General features: G+C 66.2%; 17 protein-coding genes. 13 read left to right on the forward strand and 4 right to left on the reverse strand.

The window, feature by feature from the left end:
- Position 1: 1 nt before the first annotated feature.
- The 3 genes from DFR52_RS02620 to DFR52_RS02630 are packed head-to-tail and all read right to left on the reverse strand — an operon-like array spanning position 2 to position 1,582.
- Positions 2–382 carry a biopolymer transporter ExbD gene (locus tag DFR52_RS02620; protein WP_110030349.1) on the reverse strand — a complete coding sequence of 127 codons (381 nt, stop codon included), beginning with the start codon at positions 380–382 and terminating at the stop codon, positions 2–4.
- Positions 372–1,073 carry a MotA/TolQ/ExbB proton channel family protein gene (locus DFR52_RS02625; RefSeq protein ID WP_110030350.1) on the reverse strand — a complete coding sequence of 234 codons (702 nt, stop codon included), beginning with the start codon at positions 1,071–1,073 and terminating at the stop codon, positions 372–374. Before DFR52_RS02625 ends, DFR52_RS02620 begins: the two co-directional genes overlap by 11 nt.
- 11 nt (positions 1,074–1,084) lie before the next feature.
- Positions 1,085–1,582, reverse strand: coding sequence for a hypothetical protein (locus DFR52_RS02630; RefSeq protein WP_245415163.1), 498 nt, complete (start codon positions 1,580–1,582; stop codon positions 1,085–1,087).
- Positions 1,583–1,782: 200 nt separating this feature from the next.
- Between DFR52_RS02630 and hemP the strand changes: the two genes are divergently transcribed.
- The 5 genes from hemP to DFR52_RS02655 are packed head-to-tail and all read left to right on the forward strand — an operon-like array spanning position 1,783 to position 5,854.
- A complete protein-coding gene (hemP, locus tag DFR52_RS02635) occupies positions 1,783–1,986 on the forward strand; it encodes a hemin uptake protein HemP (protein WP_110030351.1) in 204 nt (67 codons plus the stop codon).
- Positions 1,987–2,000: 14 nt separating this feature from the next.
- On the forward strand, positions 2,001–3,056 hold the full coding sequence (locus DFR52_RS02640; protein ID WP_110030352.1) for a hemin-degrading factor: 1,056 nt from the start codon (positions 2,001–2,003) through the stop codon (positions 3,054–3,056).
- Positions 3,057–3,070: 14 nt separating this feature from the next.
- The gene (locus DFR52_RS02645) at positions 3,071–3,946 is read left to right on the forward strand and encodes a heme/hemin ABC transporter substrate-binding protein (RefSeq protein ID WP_245415164.1); all 876 of its coding nucleotides are present in this window, start codon (positions 3,071–3,073) and stop codon (positions 3,944–3,946) included.
- 1 nt (position 3,947) lies between these two features.
- Positions 3,948–5,048, forward strand: a complete 1,101-nt coding sequence (locus DFR52_RS02650; RefSeq protein ID WP_110030353.1) for a FecCD family ABC transporter permease — start codon at positions 3,948–3,950, stop codon at positions 5,046–5,048.
- Positions 5,049–5,059: 11 nt separating this feature from the next.
- Positions 5,060–5,854, forward strand: a complete 795-nt coding sequence (locus DFR52_RS02655) for a heme ABC transporter ATP-binding protein (RefSeq protein WP_110030354.1) — start codon at positions 5,060–5,062, stop codon at positions 5,852–5,854.
- A 15-nt stretch (positions 5,855–5,869) separates the two neighbouring features.
- Here DFR52_RS02655 and DFR52_RS02660 read toward each other — a convergent pair whose 3' ends face one another.
- Positions 5,870–6,604, reverse strand: coding sequence for a GntR family transcriptional regulator (locus DFR52_RS02660; protein WP_110030355.1), 735 nt, complete (start codon positions 6,602–6,604; stop codon positions 5,870–5,872).
- Positions 6,605–6,847: 243 nt separating this feature from the next.
- On the opposite strand from DFR52_RS02660, the gene DFR52_RS02665 reads away from it, so the two are divergent.
- The 8 genes from DFR52_RS02665 to DFR52_RS02700 all read left to right on the forward strand — a co-directional run bounded on the left by DFR52_RS02665 (position 6,848) and on the right by DFR52_RS02700 (position 16,985).
- Positions 6,848–7,834, forward strand: a complete 987-nt coding sequence (locus DFR52_RS02665; RefSeq protein ID WP_110030356.1) for an ABC transporter ATP-binding protein — start codon at positions 6,848–6,850, stop codon at positions 7,832–7,834.
- 58 nt (positions 7,835–7,892) lie between these two features.
- Positions 7,893–9,185 (forward strand): ABC transporter substrate-binding protein, encoded by a 1,293-nt coding sequence (locus DFR52_RS02670; RefSeq protein WP_210205751.1) that lies wholly within the window; start codon positions 7,893–7,895, stop codon positions 9,183–9,185.
- On the forward strand, positions 9,182–10,120 hold the full coding sequence (locus DFR52_RS02675; RefSeq protein ID WP_110030357.1) for an ABC transporter permease: 939 nt from the start codon (positions 9,182–9,184) through the stop codon (positions 10,118–10,120). The genes DFR52_RS02670 and DFR52_RS02675 overlap by 4 nt, the downstream gene beginning before the upstream one ends.
- A complete protein-coding gene (locus DFR52_RS02680) occupies positions 10,120–10,959 on the forward strand; it encodes an ABC transporter permease (RefSeq protein WP_110030358.1) in 840 nt (279 codons plus the stop codon). The genes DFR52_RS02675 and DFR52_RS02680 overlap by 1 nt, the downstream gene beginning before the upstream one ends.
- A gap of 4 nt (positions 10,960–10,963) precedes the next feature.
- A complete protein-coding gene (locus tag DFR52_RS02685) occupies positions 10,964–11,665 on the forward strand; it encodes an aspartate/glutamate racemase family protein (protein ID WP_110030359.1) in 702 nt (233 codons plus the stop codon).
- Entirely contained in the window at positions 11,662–12,522 is an 861-nt protein-coding gene (locus tag DFR52_RS02690) for a GNAT family N-acetyltransferase (protein ID WP_110030360.1), read from the forward strand. The genes DFR52_RS02685 and DFR52_RS02690 overlap by 4 nt, the downstream gene beginning before the upstream one ends.
- Positions 12,523–12,666: 144 nt before the next feature.
- Positions 12,667–13,935 (forward strand): efflux RND transporter periplasmic adaptor subunit, encoded by a 1,269-nt coding sequence (locus tag DFR52_RS02695; protein ID WP_210205752.1) that lies wholly within the window; start codon positions 12,667–12,669, stop codon positions 13,933–13,935.
- The gene (locus DFR52_RS02700; protein WP_110030361.1) at positions 13,932–16,985 is read left to right on the forward strand and encodes an efflux RND transporter permease subunit; all 3,054 of its coding nucleotides are present in this window, start codon (positions 13,932–13,934) and stop codon (positions 16,983–16,985) included. Before DFR52_RS02695 ends, DFR52_RS02700 begins: the two co-directional genes overlap by 4 nt.
- The last annotated feature ends 52 nt before the right edge of the window (positions 16,986–17,037 follow it).

Genomic DNA, 17,037 nt, shown 5'->3' on the forward strand with positions numbered 1-17,037 from the left:
CCTAACGGGCGACGGATACGTCGAGGCCGGCGGCGCGGAATGCCTCCAGCGCGCTGACCAGGTCCTGCGACAGCCCCTCAACGCCGACCAGCACCAGGCCGGACGTGGCACCGGTCTGTTTCAGCAGCGCCAGCCGGTCTTCAAGCCCGTCGGCATCGGTGATCTCGCCGTTGACCTCGAAACCCGCCGCCGTCAGCCGCAGCAGCACGCCGGGCTTGCCGGCGGCGACAGCCCCGCCCTGCCCGGCCATCGCCACGTCCACCTGGGCGAAGCGGGTGAAGGTGGATGTCAGCATGAAAAACAGCAGCAGCAGGAAGATGACGTCGATGAGCGATGTCAGCGACAGGCGTCTGGCCCGGCGCGGACCGGCGTCAATGCGCATGGCGCAGCTCCATCAGGCTGGTTCCGCCGGCCCGGGCCGCGCCGGCGTCGTCCGGCTGCGCCGGCCGTCCGGCCGAGAGCACCTGGGTGATGGTGGTTTCGATCGCCACCCGCTCGTCCTCGATCCGGGTCTCGAACCAGGTCAGCACCACAGAGACCGGCATGGCGATGGCAAGCCCGACCGCGGTGGTCAGCAAAGCCACCCAGATGCCGCCGGCGAGGATCGACGGATCGACGACGGCGCCGGCGCCCTGCAGCTTGCGGAACGCCTCGATCATGCCGAGGACCGTGCCGAAAAGGCCGAGCAGCGGCGACAGCTGCACGACGGTGTCGAGGAAGGCCATGCCGCCGCGCAGCTCGTGCAGCTTGTGCATGGCCAGCGACGCCACCTGCTCCTCGATCTCCGATTTGCTGGCGCGGCCGTTGGAGGACAGCGAGAAGGTCAGCGCCACGCAACTGGCGAGCGCGCCGCGCGCGGGGGCGACGAGCGCCCTCGCCTCGGGCCGGTTGCCGTGAACCCAGGCCATCACCGCGGCCTCCGCCGTCTTGCGCCGGCCGACGCCCGCGCGGACGAACTGCAGCAGCTTCAATGCGATGACCGCCACAGCCAGCACGGAGACGAGAAACAGCACGGCGACAACCGGGCCGCCGAGATCGAGGATGGATTTGAGTTGGTCTATACCGGACTGCATGGGAGCTCCTGTCAGCGGCCGAAGAGGATGGACGTGCGGCTTGCGGTCTTAAGGCCGGCCAGGCAGGCCTGCGGCTCGACGCCGTCGCCCTTGCAGGCAGCCGCGTCGTTGACCAGCAGCCGGCCGACGGCGCCGCAGGACAGGCCGGGCAGGTCGAAGCGCTTGACGGTGGTCTTGTCGGCGGCCATGGCGCCGAAATCAAAGCGAACCAGCCTGTCGACCAGACCGTCGCCGTCAAAGACGACGATCTCGTAGGCGAGCTCGTCCAGCGCCCCGCCCAGCCGATTGACGGCAACGAAGGTCGTGCGGCAGGCGCCCGCCTCGTCGCCGGCCTTGTTGAGCTCGAGACTGATGCTTCCGGCCGGTGCGGCCGGGGTGGTGTCCTGCGCCGAGGCAGTCGTTCCGGCCGCCGCCAGCGCCAGCGCCGCCAGCCACACGGAGGCCTGCCGGCGCGACGGCGAAGCCGCGGCTGGTCTCATGATTCCGGGTGTGTTTTCCGTCAGCCCCATTGCCGTCTCCCTGCAGTCAGTGTGTCCGTATCGGCCGGCCGAGGCTGGCATGCTCGACCGGAGCAAAAATAACATGAGTGGTTCACTCCGGTATTGCCTCCGCTACAAAACATGACTATTCATGTCAAGTATTATCGACGAATTTGCGGCCCAGCCAGCATGATCTGCCAGCCCGGTGCACCCAGAGAGACCCCCTTGCTATGAAAGACACCAGCACGGCCAGCGGACCGGGCCAGCGAACCGCTGGGGACATCCCGCCTGCTGGCACCGACCGCCGCACCGACAGCTATGTCTATTCGACGGACATCCTGTTTCGTGGCCGGGGTGAAATCACCATCCGGCATGAGGACACCTTTTACCGGCTGAAGATCACCCGGCAGGGCAAACTGATTCTGAACAAATGAAAGGGCTTGCAGCCATGACGACACGACTTTCCCCGGCCCGGATCCGTGCCGAGCAACTCGACAACCCGAAGATGCGAGCCCGCGACCTCGCCGGCCAGCTCGGCATTTCCGAAGCGGCCCTGGTTGCCGCCGGCTGCGGCGCCGGCACGGTCCGCCTCGACGCGCCGATGCCGACGATTTTCCCGCTGCTCGAATCGCTCGGCGAAGTCATGGCGCTGACCCGCAACGAGTCGGCCGTGCACGAGAAGATCGGCGTCTATGACAATTTCATCGCCGGCAAGCACGCCTCGATGATGCTGGGCGCCGAGATCGACATGCGGATGTTTCCCGGGCACTGGGCGCATGCCTTCTCGGTCGAGACGACGACCGCCGAGGGCGAGACCCGGCGCAGCCTGCAGTTCTTCGACAAGGCGGGCGATGCCCTGCACAAGATCCACCTGCGCGCCGCTTCCAGTGACGAAGCCTGGGCGGGCATCACCCGATCGCTGGCGCATACGGACCAGTCCTGCGAATTCGAGGCCGAGATCATCGCGGCTCCCGCGGCTGCCGAGAATGACGACAACGTGCCGCTCGACGACCTGCGCCGCCGCTGGCAGTCGATGACCGACACTCATCAGTTCGTCTCCATCCTCAAGGTCCTCAAGCTCTCGCGTCTGCGCGCGCTCGAAAGCATCGGCCCGGAATTTGCCGAGCGCATCCTGGCCGGGAGCGTCGCCACCATGATGCTTGCCGCCGCCGATGCCGCCGTGCCGATCATGGTCTTCGTCGGCAATCGCGGCTGCATCCAGATCCATTCCGGCCCGATAAAGTCGATCAGGAGCATGGGCCCGTGGCTCAATGTGATGGACGCCGATTTCCATCTGCATCTGCGCACCGACCGCATCGCCGGTGCCTGGCTGGTGCGCAAGCCCACCGACAAGGGCTATGTCACCTCGCTGGAAGCCTATGATCAGGCCGGCGAACTCATCATCCAGTTCTTCGGCAAGCGCATAGAGGGCCAGGACGAACGCACCGAGTGGCGCACCGTCATGGAAAGCCTGCCGCGCCTGGAACTGGCAGGTGCGGCATGAGGCCGGGACCGGGCATGTTCGCATTCATGCGGGCGGTCCTCCGGGTGGGCCTGTTCGTCGCCGCGGCCCTGGCGCTCGCATCCCAGGCGCGGGCCGGCGAGGCCCCTGCCCGCATCATCGCCATCGGCGGCTCGGTGACCGAGATCGTCTATGCGCTCGGCGGTCAGGAGCGGCTGGTGGCGCGCGACACCACCAGCACGTTCCCGCCCGAGGCCTTGGATCTGCCGGATGTGGGCTACATCCGGGCGCTGTCGGCCGAGGGGGTCATCGGCCTCGCGCCGGACCTGATCATCGCGCTCGAAGGCGCCGGTCCGCCGGAAGTGATGGCGGTCATCCGCGAATCCGGAATTGCGCTGGCGGAAATCCCCGACGGCTACGACGCGGCGGCGATCTCCACCAAGATCCGGGCCGTCGGCCGGGCGCTCGGCCTGGAGGCAAAGGCCGAGATCCTCGCCTGCACGGTCGATGCCGCCATCGCCAGGGCGGCCGGCGCGGCGGCTTCGGCGGACCGGCCGCGGGCGCTGTTCATCCTGTCGATGCAGGGCGGGCGGATCATGGCGGCGGGCGCCGACACCCATGCGGACGGCATCATCCGGCTGGCCGGCGGCGACAATGTGATGGCCGGGATCAGCGGATACAAGCCGGTGAGCGACGAGGCGGTGATGGCCGCCGCTCCCGATGTCGTGGTGATGATGGATCGCACCGGTGACCACGCCATCAGCGACGAGATGCTGTTCGCCCACCCGGCGCTGAGCTCCTCGCCCGCCGCCTCAGCCCATGCGGTCGTGCGGCTCGACGGCATGAAGCTTCTGGGTTTTGGCCCGCGCACCGCGGAGGCCATCGCGGAATTGAGCGACAAGATGCGGCTCGCCGCGCGGGTGGCCAACTGAGATGTCGATGGCGTCCTTCACCCTGCCGGCTTTGCGCCGGCGGTCCACCGCCGCCGCGGGTGACCGGTCGGCCCGGGCCCGCCTGACCATCGGGCTGCTGGTGCTGCTGCTCGCCGCCACGGCGGCCGTCTGCCTTGCCCAGGGCGCTTCGGAGGCCTCGCTGCGGGCGGTGATGCTCGGATGGGCCGGCATCGGCGATCCTGCCTCGGTCAAGGCCAGCGACAGGCTGGTGATCGAGGCCATCCGGCTGCCGCGCGTCGTCCTCGGCATGCTGATCGGCGCCGCTTTGGCGGTTTCCGGCGCGCTGATGCAGGGACTGTTCCGCAATCCGCTGGCCGATCCCGGCATCGTCGGCGTGTCCGGCGGCGCCGGGCTGGCGGCGGCTTGCGCCATCGTGCTCGGCTCCGGCGTCCTCGCCCCGGCCATGGCGGTGGCCGGGCTGTTCGCCCTGCCGCTGGCGGCCTTTGCCGGCGGGCTGGCAAGCACCATGCTGCTCTACCGCATCGCCACCCGCCAGGGCCGGACCTCCGTGGCCACCATGCTGCTGGCCGGCATCGCCATGGCGGCCTTTGCCGGCGCCGGCACCGGCATCCTGGTGTTCATGGCCGATGACGCGCAACTGCGCGACCTCACCTTCTGGAACATGGGATCGCTCGCCGGCGCCACCTGGCCGAAGGTGATCTCGATCGCCCCGCCGATCCTGCTGGTGCTGGTCTCGATGCGGTTTCTCGCGCGCGGACTCAACGCCCTCGCCCTCGGCGAGGGCCCCGCCCGGCACGTGGGAATTCCCGTCGAGCGGCTCAAGCAGACGGCCATTGTCGCCGTGGCGCTGGCCACCGGCGCATCGGTGGCGGTCGCCGGCACCATCGGCTTTGTCGGCATTGTCGTGCCCCACCTGCTGCGGCTTTCCATCGGCCCGGACAACCGCTACCTGCTGCCGGCCTCGGCACTGCTCGGCGCCAGCCTGCTGCTGGCCGCCGATGCCGTCAGCCGCACCATCGTTGCGCCGGCCGAACTGCCGATCGGCATCGTCACCGCCGTCATCGGCGCCCCCTTCTTTCTCTGGATCCTGATGCGCAAGCGCGGGATGCTCGATCTGTGACGGACACGGCCATGCGGGTAGTCGCAAAATCCCTTTCGGTCGCGCTGGGCGGCCGGACCATCCTTGCCGATGTCGATCTGGTCGCCGAGGCAGGCGCGGTGACCGTCGTCGCCGGCCCCAACGGTTCGGGCAAGACGACGATGCTGCGCGCCCTCTGCGGCGACATCGCCTATGCCGGCAAGGCGTTCATCAACGGCAATCCGGTGGCCGACCTTCCGCCCTGGCGGCTGGCGGAGCTGCGCGCCGTGCTGCCGCAGGACACGGCCCTCGCCTTTCCGTTCACCGTGGGCGAGGTGGTGCGCATCGGGCTCAGGGATGCCGCCGTGCTGTCTTTCACCCAGGCAGCCGACCGGGTGGGAGAGGCGCTGCGCAAGGTCGATCTCGCCGGGTTTTCCGAGCGCATGTACCAGGAGCTTTCGGGCGGCGAGCGCCAGCGGGTGCAACTGGCCCGGGTGCTCTGCCAGATCTGGCAGCCGCGCCTTCCCGATGGACCGCGCTGGCTCTTCCTTGACGAGCCGGTCTCCAGCCTCGACATCCGCCACCAGCTGGCGATCATGGCGCTGGCGCGTGATTTCGCCGACCGGGGCGGCGGCGTCATTGCCGTCATGCATGATCTCAATCTGTCCGCCATGTTTGCCGACCGGATCGTGCTGCTGCGCGACGGCGGCATGGAGGCGGCCGGAGAGCCCGCCGCGACGCTCACCGATCGGGTGCTGGAAAAGGTCTATGGCTGCCCGCTGCGCGTCGGCGCGGTCCCGGCCGACAGTCTGTTCGTCCTGCCGCAATCGGTGGCCCGCCGGGTCTGACGGTTTGGCGCGCCTTCAGGTCTTCGAGCCCGGATCGCCGGAGAAGACGGCGGCCAGCGTCGGTTCGGCGGCCGGCCGCTCCACCAGGTCGAGGCCTGAATGCAGGTCGACGATGTGGCTCTTCATCACCTCCTCGGCGGCGAAGGGATCGCGCGCGGCAAATGCCTTCATCAGCGCCTCGTGAGAATGGCTCTCGCAGGTGGTGTCCGGTCGGCGCCAGTAGAGCGCTATGATCAGCGACGAGCGCGAGATCAGCGGCCGCATGATCTGCGTCAGCACCTGCTGGTTGGCGACCTCGGCGATGGCGAGGTGAAAGGCGCCCGACAGCGACAGCGCCTGCCCCTTGTTGCCGGAGTGCACCGCGCTGTGCTCGTTCTCGATGTGCGCGCGCAGCATCGTCAGGTCGTCATCGCTCATGGCGCGTGCCGCCATGCGGGCGATGCGCGGCTCGATCAGCGCGCGGGCCTCGAACACGTCGTGCGCCTCGCGGATGCTCGGCCGCGAGACGAAGGCGCCGCGGTTTCGCTCGATGGTCACCAGGCCGCTGTGGGCGAGCGCCTGCAGCGCGCTGCGCGCCACCGTGCGGCTCGCGCCGAAGGTCTCGCCGACCTCGTCCTCGTTCAATTTCATGCCCGGCAGGATCCGGTGCTCGAGGATCGCCATTTCCAGCTGCCGGCAGATCTCCAGCGCCCGCCCAGGCGGCAGCGAGAACGCGCCCTGCTGGTCTTGCGGTTGGTCGATCAGCGCCATGGGGAGATCCGTTTCGATGCCTGTTTTCCGAGAGCCATGACTACGCCCGCTTTGTCCATCAATCAAGCTCAGGATCGTATACAATCCTTGTGCATTGCGTATCCAATGTGCCCGTTAATTGGGCACGATACAAGCGCGCATCTGCATATCCGGAAAATAATCCAGTTATTTCATAACTCTAATGGGCGGCACGGAATTGGCACGTCGATTGCATTCTCCCTTTTAGATAACCGGGAGACGGCCATGTCGAGGCAAAATGCCCTGGAGCTCGCGCAGCTCACCAAGAAATACGGCGAGACCATTGCGGTTGACGGGATCAACCAGCTGATCGCCAGCGGCACCTATACCTGCCTGCTCGGCCCGTCGGGCTGCGGCAAGTCCTCGACGCTGCGGATGATTGCCGGCCATGAAACGGTGTCCTCCGGCGACATCGTTCTTGCCGGCACCAACATCACCGACCTGCCCCCTGCCCGGCGCGGCACCGCGATGATGTTCCAGAACTATGCGCTGTTTCCGCATCTCAGCGTCATCGACAATGTTGCCTTCAGCCTGAAGATGAAGGGCATCGCCCGCGACGAGCGCCGCGCCCAGGCGCGCACACTGCTCGAGCTCGTCGACATGGCGAGCTACGGCGACCGGCTGCCGGCGCAGCTGTCGGGCGGCCAGCAGCAGCGCATCGCGCTCGCCCGCGCGCTGATCACCTCGCCGCAGATCCTGCTGCTCGACGAGCCGCTCTCGGCGCTCGACCCGTTCCTCAGGCTCAGGATGCGCTCCGAGTTGAAGCGCCTGCAATTGAGCCTCGGCATCTCCTTCATCCATGTCACCCACAGCCAGGACGAGGCGATGGCGCTCGCCGACCAGATCATCGTCATGAATGGCGGCCGCATCGAGCAGGCCGGCACCCCGCACGAGATCTTCGACGCGCCGCGCACCGAATTCGTCGCCCGCTTCATGGGCGGCCACAACATCATCGCGCTCGACGGCGCCAAATACGCCGTCCGCGCCGACCGCATCAGCCTGGCGAGCGTACCGCTGGCCGCCGGCCGCGACGCGGTGGTCAAGGCGATCGAATACCTCGGCACCACCGTCAATGTCAGCCTCGACATGGAGGGCGCGCCGGAGATAACCGCCACCGTCAGCGACTCGGCGTTCTTCGCCGCACCGTTCGAGGCGGGCCAGTCCGTATCCGTCGCCTGGCAGCGGGCGGATGCCCATGAACTTGCGGCGTGAGCTGCAACAGCCGGCCGGGTCACGCCGGCTCCAACCAGAAGAAACAGGAGTGGGAACTATGACGATCAGCAAGGAAAACAAAGGCCTGAGCCGCCGTTCGGTGCTCAGGGGCGCAGCCGCCGCTGTTGGCGCCGCCGCCGGCTCGGGGGTCATCACCGGCTTTCCGACCATCTGGGCGCAGAACATCAAGAACGTCACCCTGCGCCAGTTCGGCACCGGCGTGTCCAACCTCAATGACGTCGCCACCAAGGTGAAGGAGGATCTCGGCTTCACGCTGGAAATGACGGCGCTCGATTCCGACTCCGTTACCCAGCGCGCCGCCACCCAGCCCAAGAGCTTCGACATCGCCGACATCGAATACTGGATCTGCAAGAAGGTCTGGCCGACCGGCAACCTGCAGGCGATGGACACCTCGAAGATCAAGTATTTCGACCAGATCTCGCCGATCTTCACCACCGGCAAGCTGACGCCGGAGAGCGTCGTGGCGCAAGGGACAGCGCCGAGCACGGTGGGCTTCGTCGATGGCGCCGACGGCACCAAGTTCGCCGATGAGGTGACCCGCTGGATGACGCTGATCCCGACCATCTACAATGCCGACACGCTCGGCATCCGCCCCGATCTCATCGGCCGCCCGATCGAAAGCTGGGCCGAGCTGCTCAATCCCGAATTCAAGGGCAAGGCCTCGATCCTCGACATCTCCTCGATCGGCATCATGGACATGGCCATGGTCTGCGAAGCCATGGGCGCCATCCAGTATGGCGACAAGGGCAACATGACCAGGGAGGAGATCGACAAGACAATCGGCATATTCACCGAGGCCAAGAAGGCGGGCCAGTTCCGCGCCTTCTGGAAGTCCTTCGATGAATCCGTCAACCTGATGGCCTCGGGCGAAGTGGTGATCCAGTCGATGTGGTCGCCGGCAATCACGGCCGTCAAGTCCAAGGGCATCCCCTGCGTCTACCAGCCGCTCAAGGAAGGCTATCGCTCCTGGGGCGGCGGTCTCGGTCTGTCGAAGAACCTCTCGGGCATCGAACTCGACGCCGCCTATGAATACATCAACTGGTATCTCTCCGGCTGGGTCGGCGGCTACCTGATGCGCCAGGGCTACTACTCCGCCGTGCCCGAGACCTCGAAGGAATTCATGTCCGAGAACGAGTGGGGCTACTGGTACGAGGGCAAGCCGGCGACCGCAGAAATCGTCTCGCCCACCGGCGACGTGCTCGGCAAGGCCGGCGATGTCCGCGACGGCGGCTCCTACGACGAACGCATGGGCAAGGTCGCCTGCTGGAACGCCGTCATGGACGAGAACCAGTACATGGTCCGCAAGTGGAACGAGTTCATCGCCGCATGAGCGTGATCCCGACCAGCGCATCCGGGGCGAAAGCCCCGGATCTTCCGCTCGCCGCTTCGGCCAGGTACCGGCTTGTCCGCAAGGCGCGCGATGGCGAACGCGCGAGCTGGCTCCTGTCGAGCCCGCTCGTCCTCGTGCTCGGCATCTTCCTAGTGCTGCCGATCCTCATGATCGTCGTCGTCAGCTTCTGGGGCGCCACCGAATTCTCGATCTATCCGGCCTTCGAGTTCGACAATTACCAATTCCTCTTTGGCTCCGCCGTCACCTATCAGGTGTTCTTCAAGACGTTCGTCTTCGCCGCCATCACCTGGGTGTTCACGCTGGCGATCGGCTTTACGGTCGCCTATTTCCTCGCCTTCCATGTCCGCAGCCTGACCTGGCAGATCGCGCTGTTCCTGCTCTGCACCATTCCGTTCTGGACCTCGAACATCATCCGGATGATCTCCTGGGTGCCGTTCCTGGGGCGCAACGGCATCGCCAATTCGGCGCTTCTGCAGATGGGGCTGATCGACCAGCCGCTGGAATGGCTCTTGTTCTCGGATTTCGCCGTGGTGCTGGCCTTCGTCCATCTCTACACTTTGTTCATGGTGGTGCCGATCTTCAACACCATGATGCGCATCGACAAGTCGCTGGTCGAAGCCGCGCGCGACGCCGGCGCCAGCGGGCTGCAGATCCTCACCAATGTCATCATCCCGCTCGCCAAGCCCGGCATCATGATCGGCTCGATCTTCGTCGTCACCCTGGTGATGGGCGATTTCATCACCGTGCGCTTCATGTCCGGCTCGCAATCGGCCAATGTCGGGCGGCTGATTTCCAACGACATCGCGCTTCTGCAATATCCCTCGGCCGCAGCCACCGCCGTGGTGCTGCTCGCCATGGTGCTGATCATGATCGCCATCATGCTGCGCTTCGTCGACATCCGGAAGGAACTCTGATGGAACCGCGGTCGCGATCCTTCTACCTGCTTGGCGCCTTTTTCGCGCTCTTCATCCTCTTCCTTTACGGCCCGACGATCACCATCGGCATCCTGTCGTTCCAGGGGCCCGGCGGCGGCCTCACCTTCCCCATGCGCGGCGTCTCTCTCAACTGGTACCGGGAACTGTTCCAGCAGCAGGCAGTCGGTGACATCTGGGGAGCGTTCTTTCGCTCGCTGGTGCTCGGCCTGATGGTCATGGTCACCACGGTGGTGGTCTCGGTGATGGGCGGGCTCGCCTTCCGGCGAAAGTTCCGCGGCTCGACGCCGCTGTTCTATCTCATCATCACCAGCCTGACGATTCCGTCGATCCTGGTCTCGCTCGGCATCGGCCTGATCTTCAGCCAGTCCGGGCTCGACGTGCACTGGGCCACCTCCGGCTTCGGCGCGCAGCTGACCTGGACCCTGCCCTTCGGGCTGCTGATCATGTTCGCCGTCTTCAACCGCTTCGACAAATCCTACGAGGAGGCGGCGCGCGATCTCGGCGCCACGCCGTGGCAGACATTGCAGCATGTGGTGCTGCCGATCATCGGCCCGAGCCTGATCGGGGTGGCGCTGTTCGGCTTCACGCTGTCCTATGACGAGTTCGCCCGCACGCTGCTGACGGCCGGCTCCTACAACACGCTGCCGCTCGAAATCTTCGGCATGACCACCAATGTCACCTCACCGGTTCTCTATGCGCTCGGCACCATGACGACGCTGTTTTCCTTCATCATCATCGGCGTCTTCCTGCTGATCGCCAGGATCAGCCAGTCCCGGCGCGCGGCGATGGGATCCGACGCAGGCAAGGGTCTGGTGTAGCTCCATGCACATCCTCGTCATCAATCCCAATTCGACCGCGTCGATGACCCGGTCGATCGAAACCGCGGCCCGCCTCGCCGCCCGCCCGGGTACCCAAATCACCGCCATCAACCCCACCGACACGCCGGCCTCGATCCAGGGCCCCGAAGACGGGCTCGCCACCCTCCCCGGCCTGTTCTCGCTGTTCGAAAGCGCTGTCATGGCGCCCGGCGGCTACGACGCCTGCGTCATTGCCTGTTTCGACGACACCGGCTTGATGGAATTGCGCCGCCGCGCCGCCATCCCGGTCATTGGCATCGGCGAGGCCGCATTCCAGATGGCGATGCTCCTCGGGCAACGCTTCTCCGTCGTCACCACACTGTCGGTGTCGATCCCGGTGATCGAGGACAATCTCCGGGCCTATGGCTATGCCTCCCGCTGCATCCGGGTCCGTGCCTCGGAGGTGCCGGTGCTGGCGCTCGAATCCGATGCGGAAGCCTCCGCCGATGCGATCGCGGCGGAAATCGGCCGCGCCATGCGGGAAGACCGGCCCGACGCCATCGTGCTCGGCTGCGCCGGCATGGCCGGTCTTGCCGAACGCATGTCCGACGCCTATCGTCTGCCGGTGATCGACGGCGTCGCCGCCGCCATCGCGCTCGCCGAAGCCACGGTGACGACAGGCAACGCCCGCCGGCTCAAATCCGGCCTGGCACTGGTACCGGCATGACCGACATGCGCATCCGCCCGGCGGCTCTCGCCGAATTCTCGACAGCCATCGACTGGGCCGCCAGCGAGGGCTGGAATCCCGGCCTCGACGACCTTGCCGCCTTTCACGCCACCGATCCCGACGGCTTTCTCATGGGCTTCATCGATGACGAGCCGGTCGCCGCGATCTCGGTCGTGCGCTACTCACCCGATTTCGGCTTTCTCGGCTTCTACATCGTCCGCCCGGACCATCGCGGCACGGGCGCCGGGCTGAGGCTGTGGAACGCCGGCATGGCGCGCCTCGAGGGCTCCACCGTGGGCCTCGATGGTGTCGTCGCCCAGCAGGAGAACTACCGCAAGAGCGGCTTCGTGCTCGACGGCCGCAACATTCGCCACACCGGCGTGCCCCAATTGGTAGACGCGGCGCCCTCCGGACTGTGTATGCGCTCCGTCGAACCCTTCGACATCCCTGCACTTGCCGATTTTGACCGCACCCGTTTCGGCGCGGCGCGCGACAGCTTCCTGCGGCGGTGGCTGCTGCCTGATGCCCCGAACTCGCGCCAGGCGCTGATGGTCATCGCCGATAAAGGGCCGATCGGCTTCGGCGCCATGCGGCGCTGCCGCAAGGGCTACAAGATCGGTCCGCTGTTTGCGCAGGGGCTGGAACCTGCGCGTGCGCTTTTCCAGGGACTCTGCGCACTCGTTCCGGCGGGCAGCGAAGTGACGCTTGATACGCCGGAAGACAATGTGCCGGCGGTGCAGCTGGCCCGCGAGGCAGGCCTCGCCCCGGTGTTCGAAACCGCCCGCATGTACAAGGGCAGGCCGCCTGAAATCGACCGTCCGTCGGTGTTCGGCATCACCAGCTTCGAGCTGGGGTGAACCCGCCCCCCCCCCCGGCAACCGGCAAGCTGCCGCAATTGAGCCGCACGGTTCGACATGTTGCCGACAGGAAGTCAGCCTTTTGTACTTTTATCGGATGACATCGTATAAGTGCGGCAGGCGAACTCGAAATTGGCGGTCAAGATGCAGCAACAATTCCTCAGGCTCACGACACTGGCGATCCTGGCCCTGATGGCCGCTCACCCGGTGCTGGCCGCGGATACCGCCCCCGCTCCCGCAGCGGCAGCCGACCCCGCGGCGTCCTATGTCACCGTCTCGGAAGCGACCCGCTCGGAGATCGTGTCCAATATCCCGGTGTCCGGCACGCTGGTGCCGCGCGAGGAGGTGCTGGTCAACGCCCAGATCAGCGGCTACGCCATCGAAGAGATCAATGTCGATATCGGCGAGACGGTGGCAGAGGGCGACGTGCTGGCGGTGATCAACGATTCCACGCTGGCAGCGCAGCTGGCGCAGGCCAATTCCGAACTGGCGCGCGCCAACGCCGCAGTCAGCCAGGCCCGCAACCAGATTGCGTCAACCAGTTCGGCGCTGTCGGAAGCCCAGGCGCAGCTTGAGCGCACCGAGCAGCTCAAGGATTCCGGCAACACCACCCAGGCGCTGCTTGACCAGAGCAAGTCCGCCGCAGCCGCTGCCCGCGCCGCCGCCTCTTCGGCCGAGGACGGGCTGTCGATTGCCCAGGCGCAGGTGGCCCAGGCCCAGTCGCAACGCGATCTCGCCGACCTCAACCTGTCGCGCACCCGCATCAAGGCGCCGGTCTCCGGCGTGATCTCCGCCCGCAACGCCAAGATCGGCGCCATCGTCGCCGCCAGCGGCGAGCCGCTGTTCCGGATTGTCCGCGACGGGGAAATCGAGCTGGAGGCCGAAGTCATCGAGACGGCCCTCGGGCTCATAGACGTGGGTGACCCGGTGCACGCCGCCGTGGCTGGCCATCAGGCGGACAAGCTCGACGGCAAGGTGCGGCTGATTTCACCCACCGTTGACCAGACCACCCGGCTCGGTGTGATCCGCGTCTCGCTCGACACCGGCAGCATGCTGCGGGCGGGCACATTTGCCAGCGCCACGGTGGAGGTCGATCGCCATGACGGCATCACCGTCCCCTCGAGCGCTGTCGTGACCGCCAGCGACGGACAGACCGTGCAGGTGGTCAAGGACGGAACGGTGGAGCGCCGCGACGTCCGGGCCGGCATTCTGACCGAGGATGGCCGCCGCGAAATCGTCAGCGGCCTTGAAGCCGGTGAAACCGTCATCACCCGTGCCGGCGCCTTCTTTCGCAACGGCGACAAGGTGCAGATCGTGGCGTCGTCCTCCGATACCGCCCCCGCTTCCGTGCCATCCGCGCCGAAAGAGGAAGCCGCGCCGCTGGGCACGCCGGCCGAGGGCGCCGCGCAATGAATATGTCCACCTGGGCCATCCGCAACCCGGTGCCGCCGCTGGCCATGTTCCTGGTTCTCTGCGTCATCGGCATGGTCAGCTTCTTCCAGCTGCCGATCACCCGTTTTCCCAATATCGACCTGCCGATCATCACCGTCTCGGTCGCCCAGCCGGGCGCCGCCCCGCTTGAGCTCACCAACCAGGTGACCAAGCCGATCGAGGATGCAATCTCGTCGATCACCGGCATCCGCCACGTGACCTCGGTGGCAAACGATTCACTCGTCACCGTGACCATCGAATTCGAGCTTGAAACCGATTCCGACCGGGCACTCAACGACGTCAAGGATGCGATGGCAGGCATCCGCAACGACCTGCCCGAGACCATTTCCGAGCCGATCATCAAGCGGCTCGACGTCACCGGCCAGCCGATCATGACCTATGCGGTCTCGGACCCGACGCGGACGATCGAGGACCTGTCCTACTTCGTCGATGACGTGGTCACCCGCCAGTTGCAGGGTGTCGAGGGCGTCGGCAAGGTCTCTCGGCTTGGCGGCGCCGACCGCGAGATCAAGGTCGAACTCGAGCCCGACAGGCTCTTGGCGCTCGGCATCACCGCGGCCGATGTGAACCAGCAGCTGAGATCGAAGAACATCGATCTCGGCGGCGGCCGCGGCGATCTCGCCGGCCAGGAATTCTCGATCCGCACGCTCGGCAGCGCCGACACCTTGCGTGCGCTCGCAGCCACGCCGATTGCGCTGTCCACGGGGCGAACCGTCCGGCTTGATGATCTCGGCGCCGTCATCGATGGTCCCGCCGAAGTCCGCTCGTTCGCCATGTTCGACGGCCAGCCGGTTGTTGCCTTCGGCATCCTGCGCGCCACCGGCAAGAGCGACATCACCGCCGGCGAGAACACCAAGGCACGGCTCGAGACACTGAAGCAGGAATATCCCAGTGTCCGGTTCTCGCTCATCGACGACACCACCGTCTACACCGAAGGCAATTATGCGAGCGCCATGGACACGCTCTATGAAGGCGCCATTCTCGCCGTGATCGTCGTCTTTCTCTTTTTGCGCAACTGGCGCGCGACGCTGATCACCGCCGTGGCGCTGCCGCTGTCGATCATCCCGACCTTCTTCGTCATGAACTGGCTCGGCTTCTCGCTCAACACCGTGAGCCTGCTCGGCATCACCCTGGTGACCGGCATCCTGGTCGATGACGCCATCGTCGAGATCGAGAACATCGTCCGCCACATCCATATGGGCAAGCCCGCCTTCGAGGCCTCCGAGGAGGCGGCCGGCGAAATCGGGCTCACCGTCATCGCGATCTCGTTCACGATCGTCGCCGTGTTCGCGCCGGTGAGCTTCATGGGCGGCATTGCCGGGCAATATTTCAAGCAGTTCGGCATCACGGTTGCCGTCGCGGTGCTGTTTTCGCTGCTGGTGGCCCGCCTCATCACCCCGATGATGGCCGCCTACTTCCTCAAGGACGCCCCCGGATCCGAGGCAGGCGAAGATGGCCGGATCCTCGGCACCTATATGCGGGTGCTGAACTGGACGCTGCACAACAGGGTCATCACGCTGCTGCTCGGCCTCGGCATCTTTGTCGGTTCGATCTTCTCGGCGACGCTGCTGCCGACCGAATTCATCCCGGTGACCGACGAGGGCCGCGCGGTGCTGTCGGTGGAACTGCCGCCCGGCTCGACCATCGAGGACACGCGCGACGTCACCCGGATGCTGTCGCAGAAGGTGATGACCCTGCCCGAGGTGACCAATGTCTTCGTCGACGGCGGCTCGTCCGACATCACCAAGGCCAACATCACGGTCAATTTCGGCACCCGCGACACTCGCGAGAAATCCGCGCAGGATCTGGAAAAGGAAATCCAGGCTCTGCTCGCAGGCACTCCCGACATCCGGCTCAACGTGGTCAACGAGAACGGGCAGCGCGATTTGTCCATCGTCGTGCTCGGCGACACCATAGAAGCGGTGACCGAGGCCTCGACCGAGCTCGCGGACCAGATGGCGGGCCTTCCGAGTCTCAAGAAGGTTTCCACCACCGCGTCGCTGTCGCGGCCGGAAATCCGCATCACCCCCAAGCCGGTGCTCGCGGCCCAGCTCGGCATTACCGCCACGGCGCTGGCGTCGACCATCCGCATTGCCACCATCGGCGACACCGACGCCAATCTTGCCAAGTTCAACACCGGCGAGCGGCAGATCCCCATCACCGTGCGGATGAAGGAGGATGTGCGCAAGGACCTCTTCAAGATGTCCGGGCAGCGCATTCCCAGCACCGGCGGCAAGCAGATCCCGCTCGGCGTTGTCGCCGATCTGAGCTTCTCGGCCGGCCCGAGCTCCATCAACCGCTATGACCGCCGCTACAAGAGCAATGTCGAGGCCGATATCAGGGACGGCTACGTGCTCGGCGAGGCCGTCACTGCGGTCAACGAGCTGCCGCTCGCCAAGGCGATGCCGGAGGGCACCGAGATCCAGTCTTCGGGCGACGCCGAGATCATGGGCGAGGTGTTTTCGAGCTTCGGCCTGGCCATGGGCGCGGGCATCCTCCTGGTCTATGTGGTTCTGGTGCTTTTGTTTTCGAGCTTCATCACTCCCATCACCATCCTGCTGTCGCTGCCGCTGGCCGTCGGCGGCGCCATCTTCGCGCTGTATCTGACCAACAAGGCGATCAGCCTGCCGGTGGTCATCGGCTTCCTGATGCTGATGGGGATCGTCACCAAGAACGCCATCATGCTGGTGGAATTCGCCATCGAGGCGATGAGCCAGGGGAGCTCCAAGAACGAGGCGATGCTCGACGCCGGCCACAAGCGCGCCCGGCCGATCATCATGACCACCATCGCCATGATCGCCGGCATGGTGCCGAGCGCACTGGCCTTCGGCACGGGCGGCGAGTTCCGTTCGCCCATGGCGATCGCGGTGATCGGCGGGCTGCTGGTCTCGACCATGCTGTCGCTGCTGTTCGTGCCGTCGCTGTTCAGCGTGATCACCGCGGCCAAGGACGGCGCGCGCAGGCTGCTGGTCACCCGGCTCGGCGCCAACCAGCCGGTTGAAAAGACCTGAGGGCGGCCGGGCTCTGACCGGTCCGGCCGTCATGCGCCCTGCAGCGCCCCTC

The sequence above is a fragment of the Hoeflea marina genome (genome assembly GCF_003182275.1).
Lineage (GTDB): Bacteria > Pseudomonadota > Alphaproteobacteria > Rhizobiales > Rhizobiaceae > Hoeflea > Hoeflea marina.

Excerpts from the sequence above, each read along its gene's own strand:
- DFR52_RS02680 (WP_110030358.1), top strand. The coding sequence starts at position 10,120 with ATGGAACCGCGGTCGCGATCCTTCTACCTGCTTGGCGCCTTTTTCGCG.
- DFR52_RS02665 (WP_110030356.1), top strand. The coding sequence starts at position 6,848 with ATGTCGAGGCAAAATGCCCTGGAGCTCGCGCAGCTCACCAAGAAATAC.
- DFR52_RS02685 (WP_110030359.1), top strand. The coding sequence starts at position 10,964 with ATGCACATCCTCGTCATCAATCCCAATTCGACCGCGTCGATGACCCGG.
- DFR52_RS02650 (WP_110030353.1), top strand. The coding sequence starts at position 3,948 with ATGTCGATGGCGTCCTTCACCCTGCCGGCTTTGCGCCGGCGGTCCACC.
- DFR52_RS02695 (WP_210205752.1), top strand. The coding sequence starts at position 12,667 with ATGCAGCAACAATTCCTCAGGCTCACGACACTGGCGATCCTGGCCCTG.
- DFR52_RS02630 (WP_245415163.1), bottom strand. The coding sequence starts at position 1,582 with ATGGGGCTGACGGAAAACACACCCGGAATCATGAGACCAGCCGCGGCT.
- hemP (WP_110030351.1), top strand. The coding sequence starts at position 1,783 with ATGAAAGACACCAGCACGGCCAGCGGACCGGGCCAGCGAACCGCTGGG.
- DFR52_RS02700 (WP_110030361.1), top strand. The coding sequence starts at position 13,932 with ATGAATATGTCCACCTGGGCCATCCGCAACCCGGTGCCGCCGCTGGCC.
- DFR52_RS02620 (WP_110030349.1), bottom strand. The coding sequence starts at position 382 with ATGCGCATTGACGCCGGTCCGCGCCGGGCCAGACGCCTGTCGCTGACA.
- DFR52_RS02640 (WP_110030352.1), top strand. The coding sequence starts at position 2,001 with ATGACGACACGACTTTCCCCGGCCCGGATCCGTGCCGAGCAACTCGAC.
- DFR52_RS02645 (WP_245415164.1), top strand. The coding sequence starts at position 3,071 with ATGTTCGCATTCATGCGGGCGGTCCTCCGGGTGGGCCTGTTCGTCGCC.
- DFR52_RS02675 (WP_110030357.1), top strand. The coding sequence starts at position 9,182 with ATGAGCGTGATCCCGACCAGCGCATCCGGGGCGAAAGCCCCGGATCTT.
- DFR52_RS02625 (WP_110030350.1), bottom strand. The coding sequence starts at position 1,073 with ATGCAGTCCGGTATAGACCAACTCAAATCCATCCTCGATCTCGGCGGC.
- DFR52_RS02660 (WP_110030355.1), bottom strand. The coding sequence starts at position 6,604 with ATGGCGCTGATCGACCAACCGCAAGACCAGCAGGGCGCGTTCTCGCTG.
- DFR52_RS02670 (WP_210205751.1), top strand. The coding sequence starts at position 7,893 with ATGACGATCAGCAAGGAAAACAAAGGCCTGAGCCGCCGTTCGGTGCTC.
- DFR52_RS02690 (WP_110030360.1), top strand. The coding sequence starts at position 11,662 with ATGACCGACATGCGCATCCGCCCGGCGGCTCTCGCCGAATTCTCGACA.
- DFR52_RS02655 (WP_110030354.1), top strand. The coding sequence starts at position 5,060 with ATGCGGGTAGTCGCAAAATCCCTTTCGGTCGCGCTGGGCGGCCGGACC.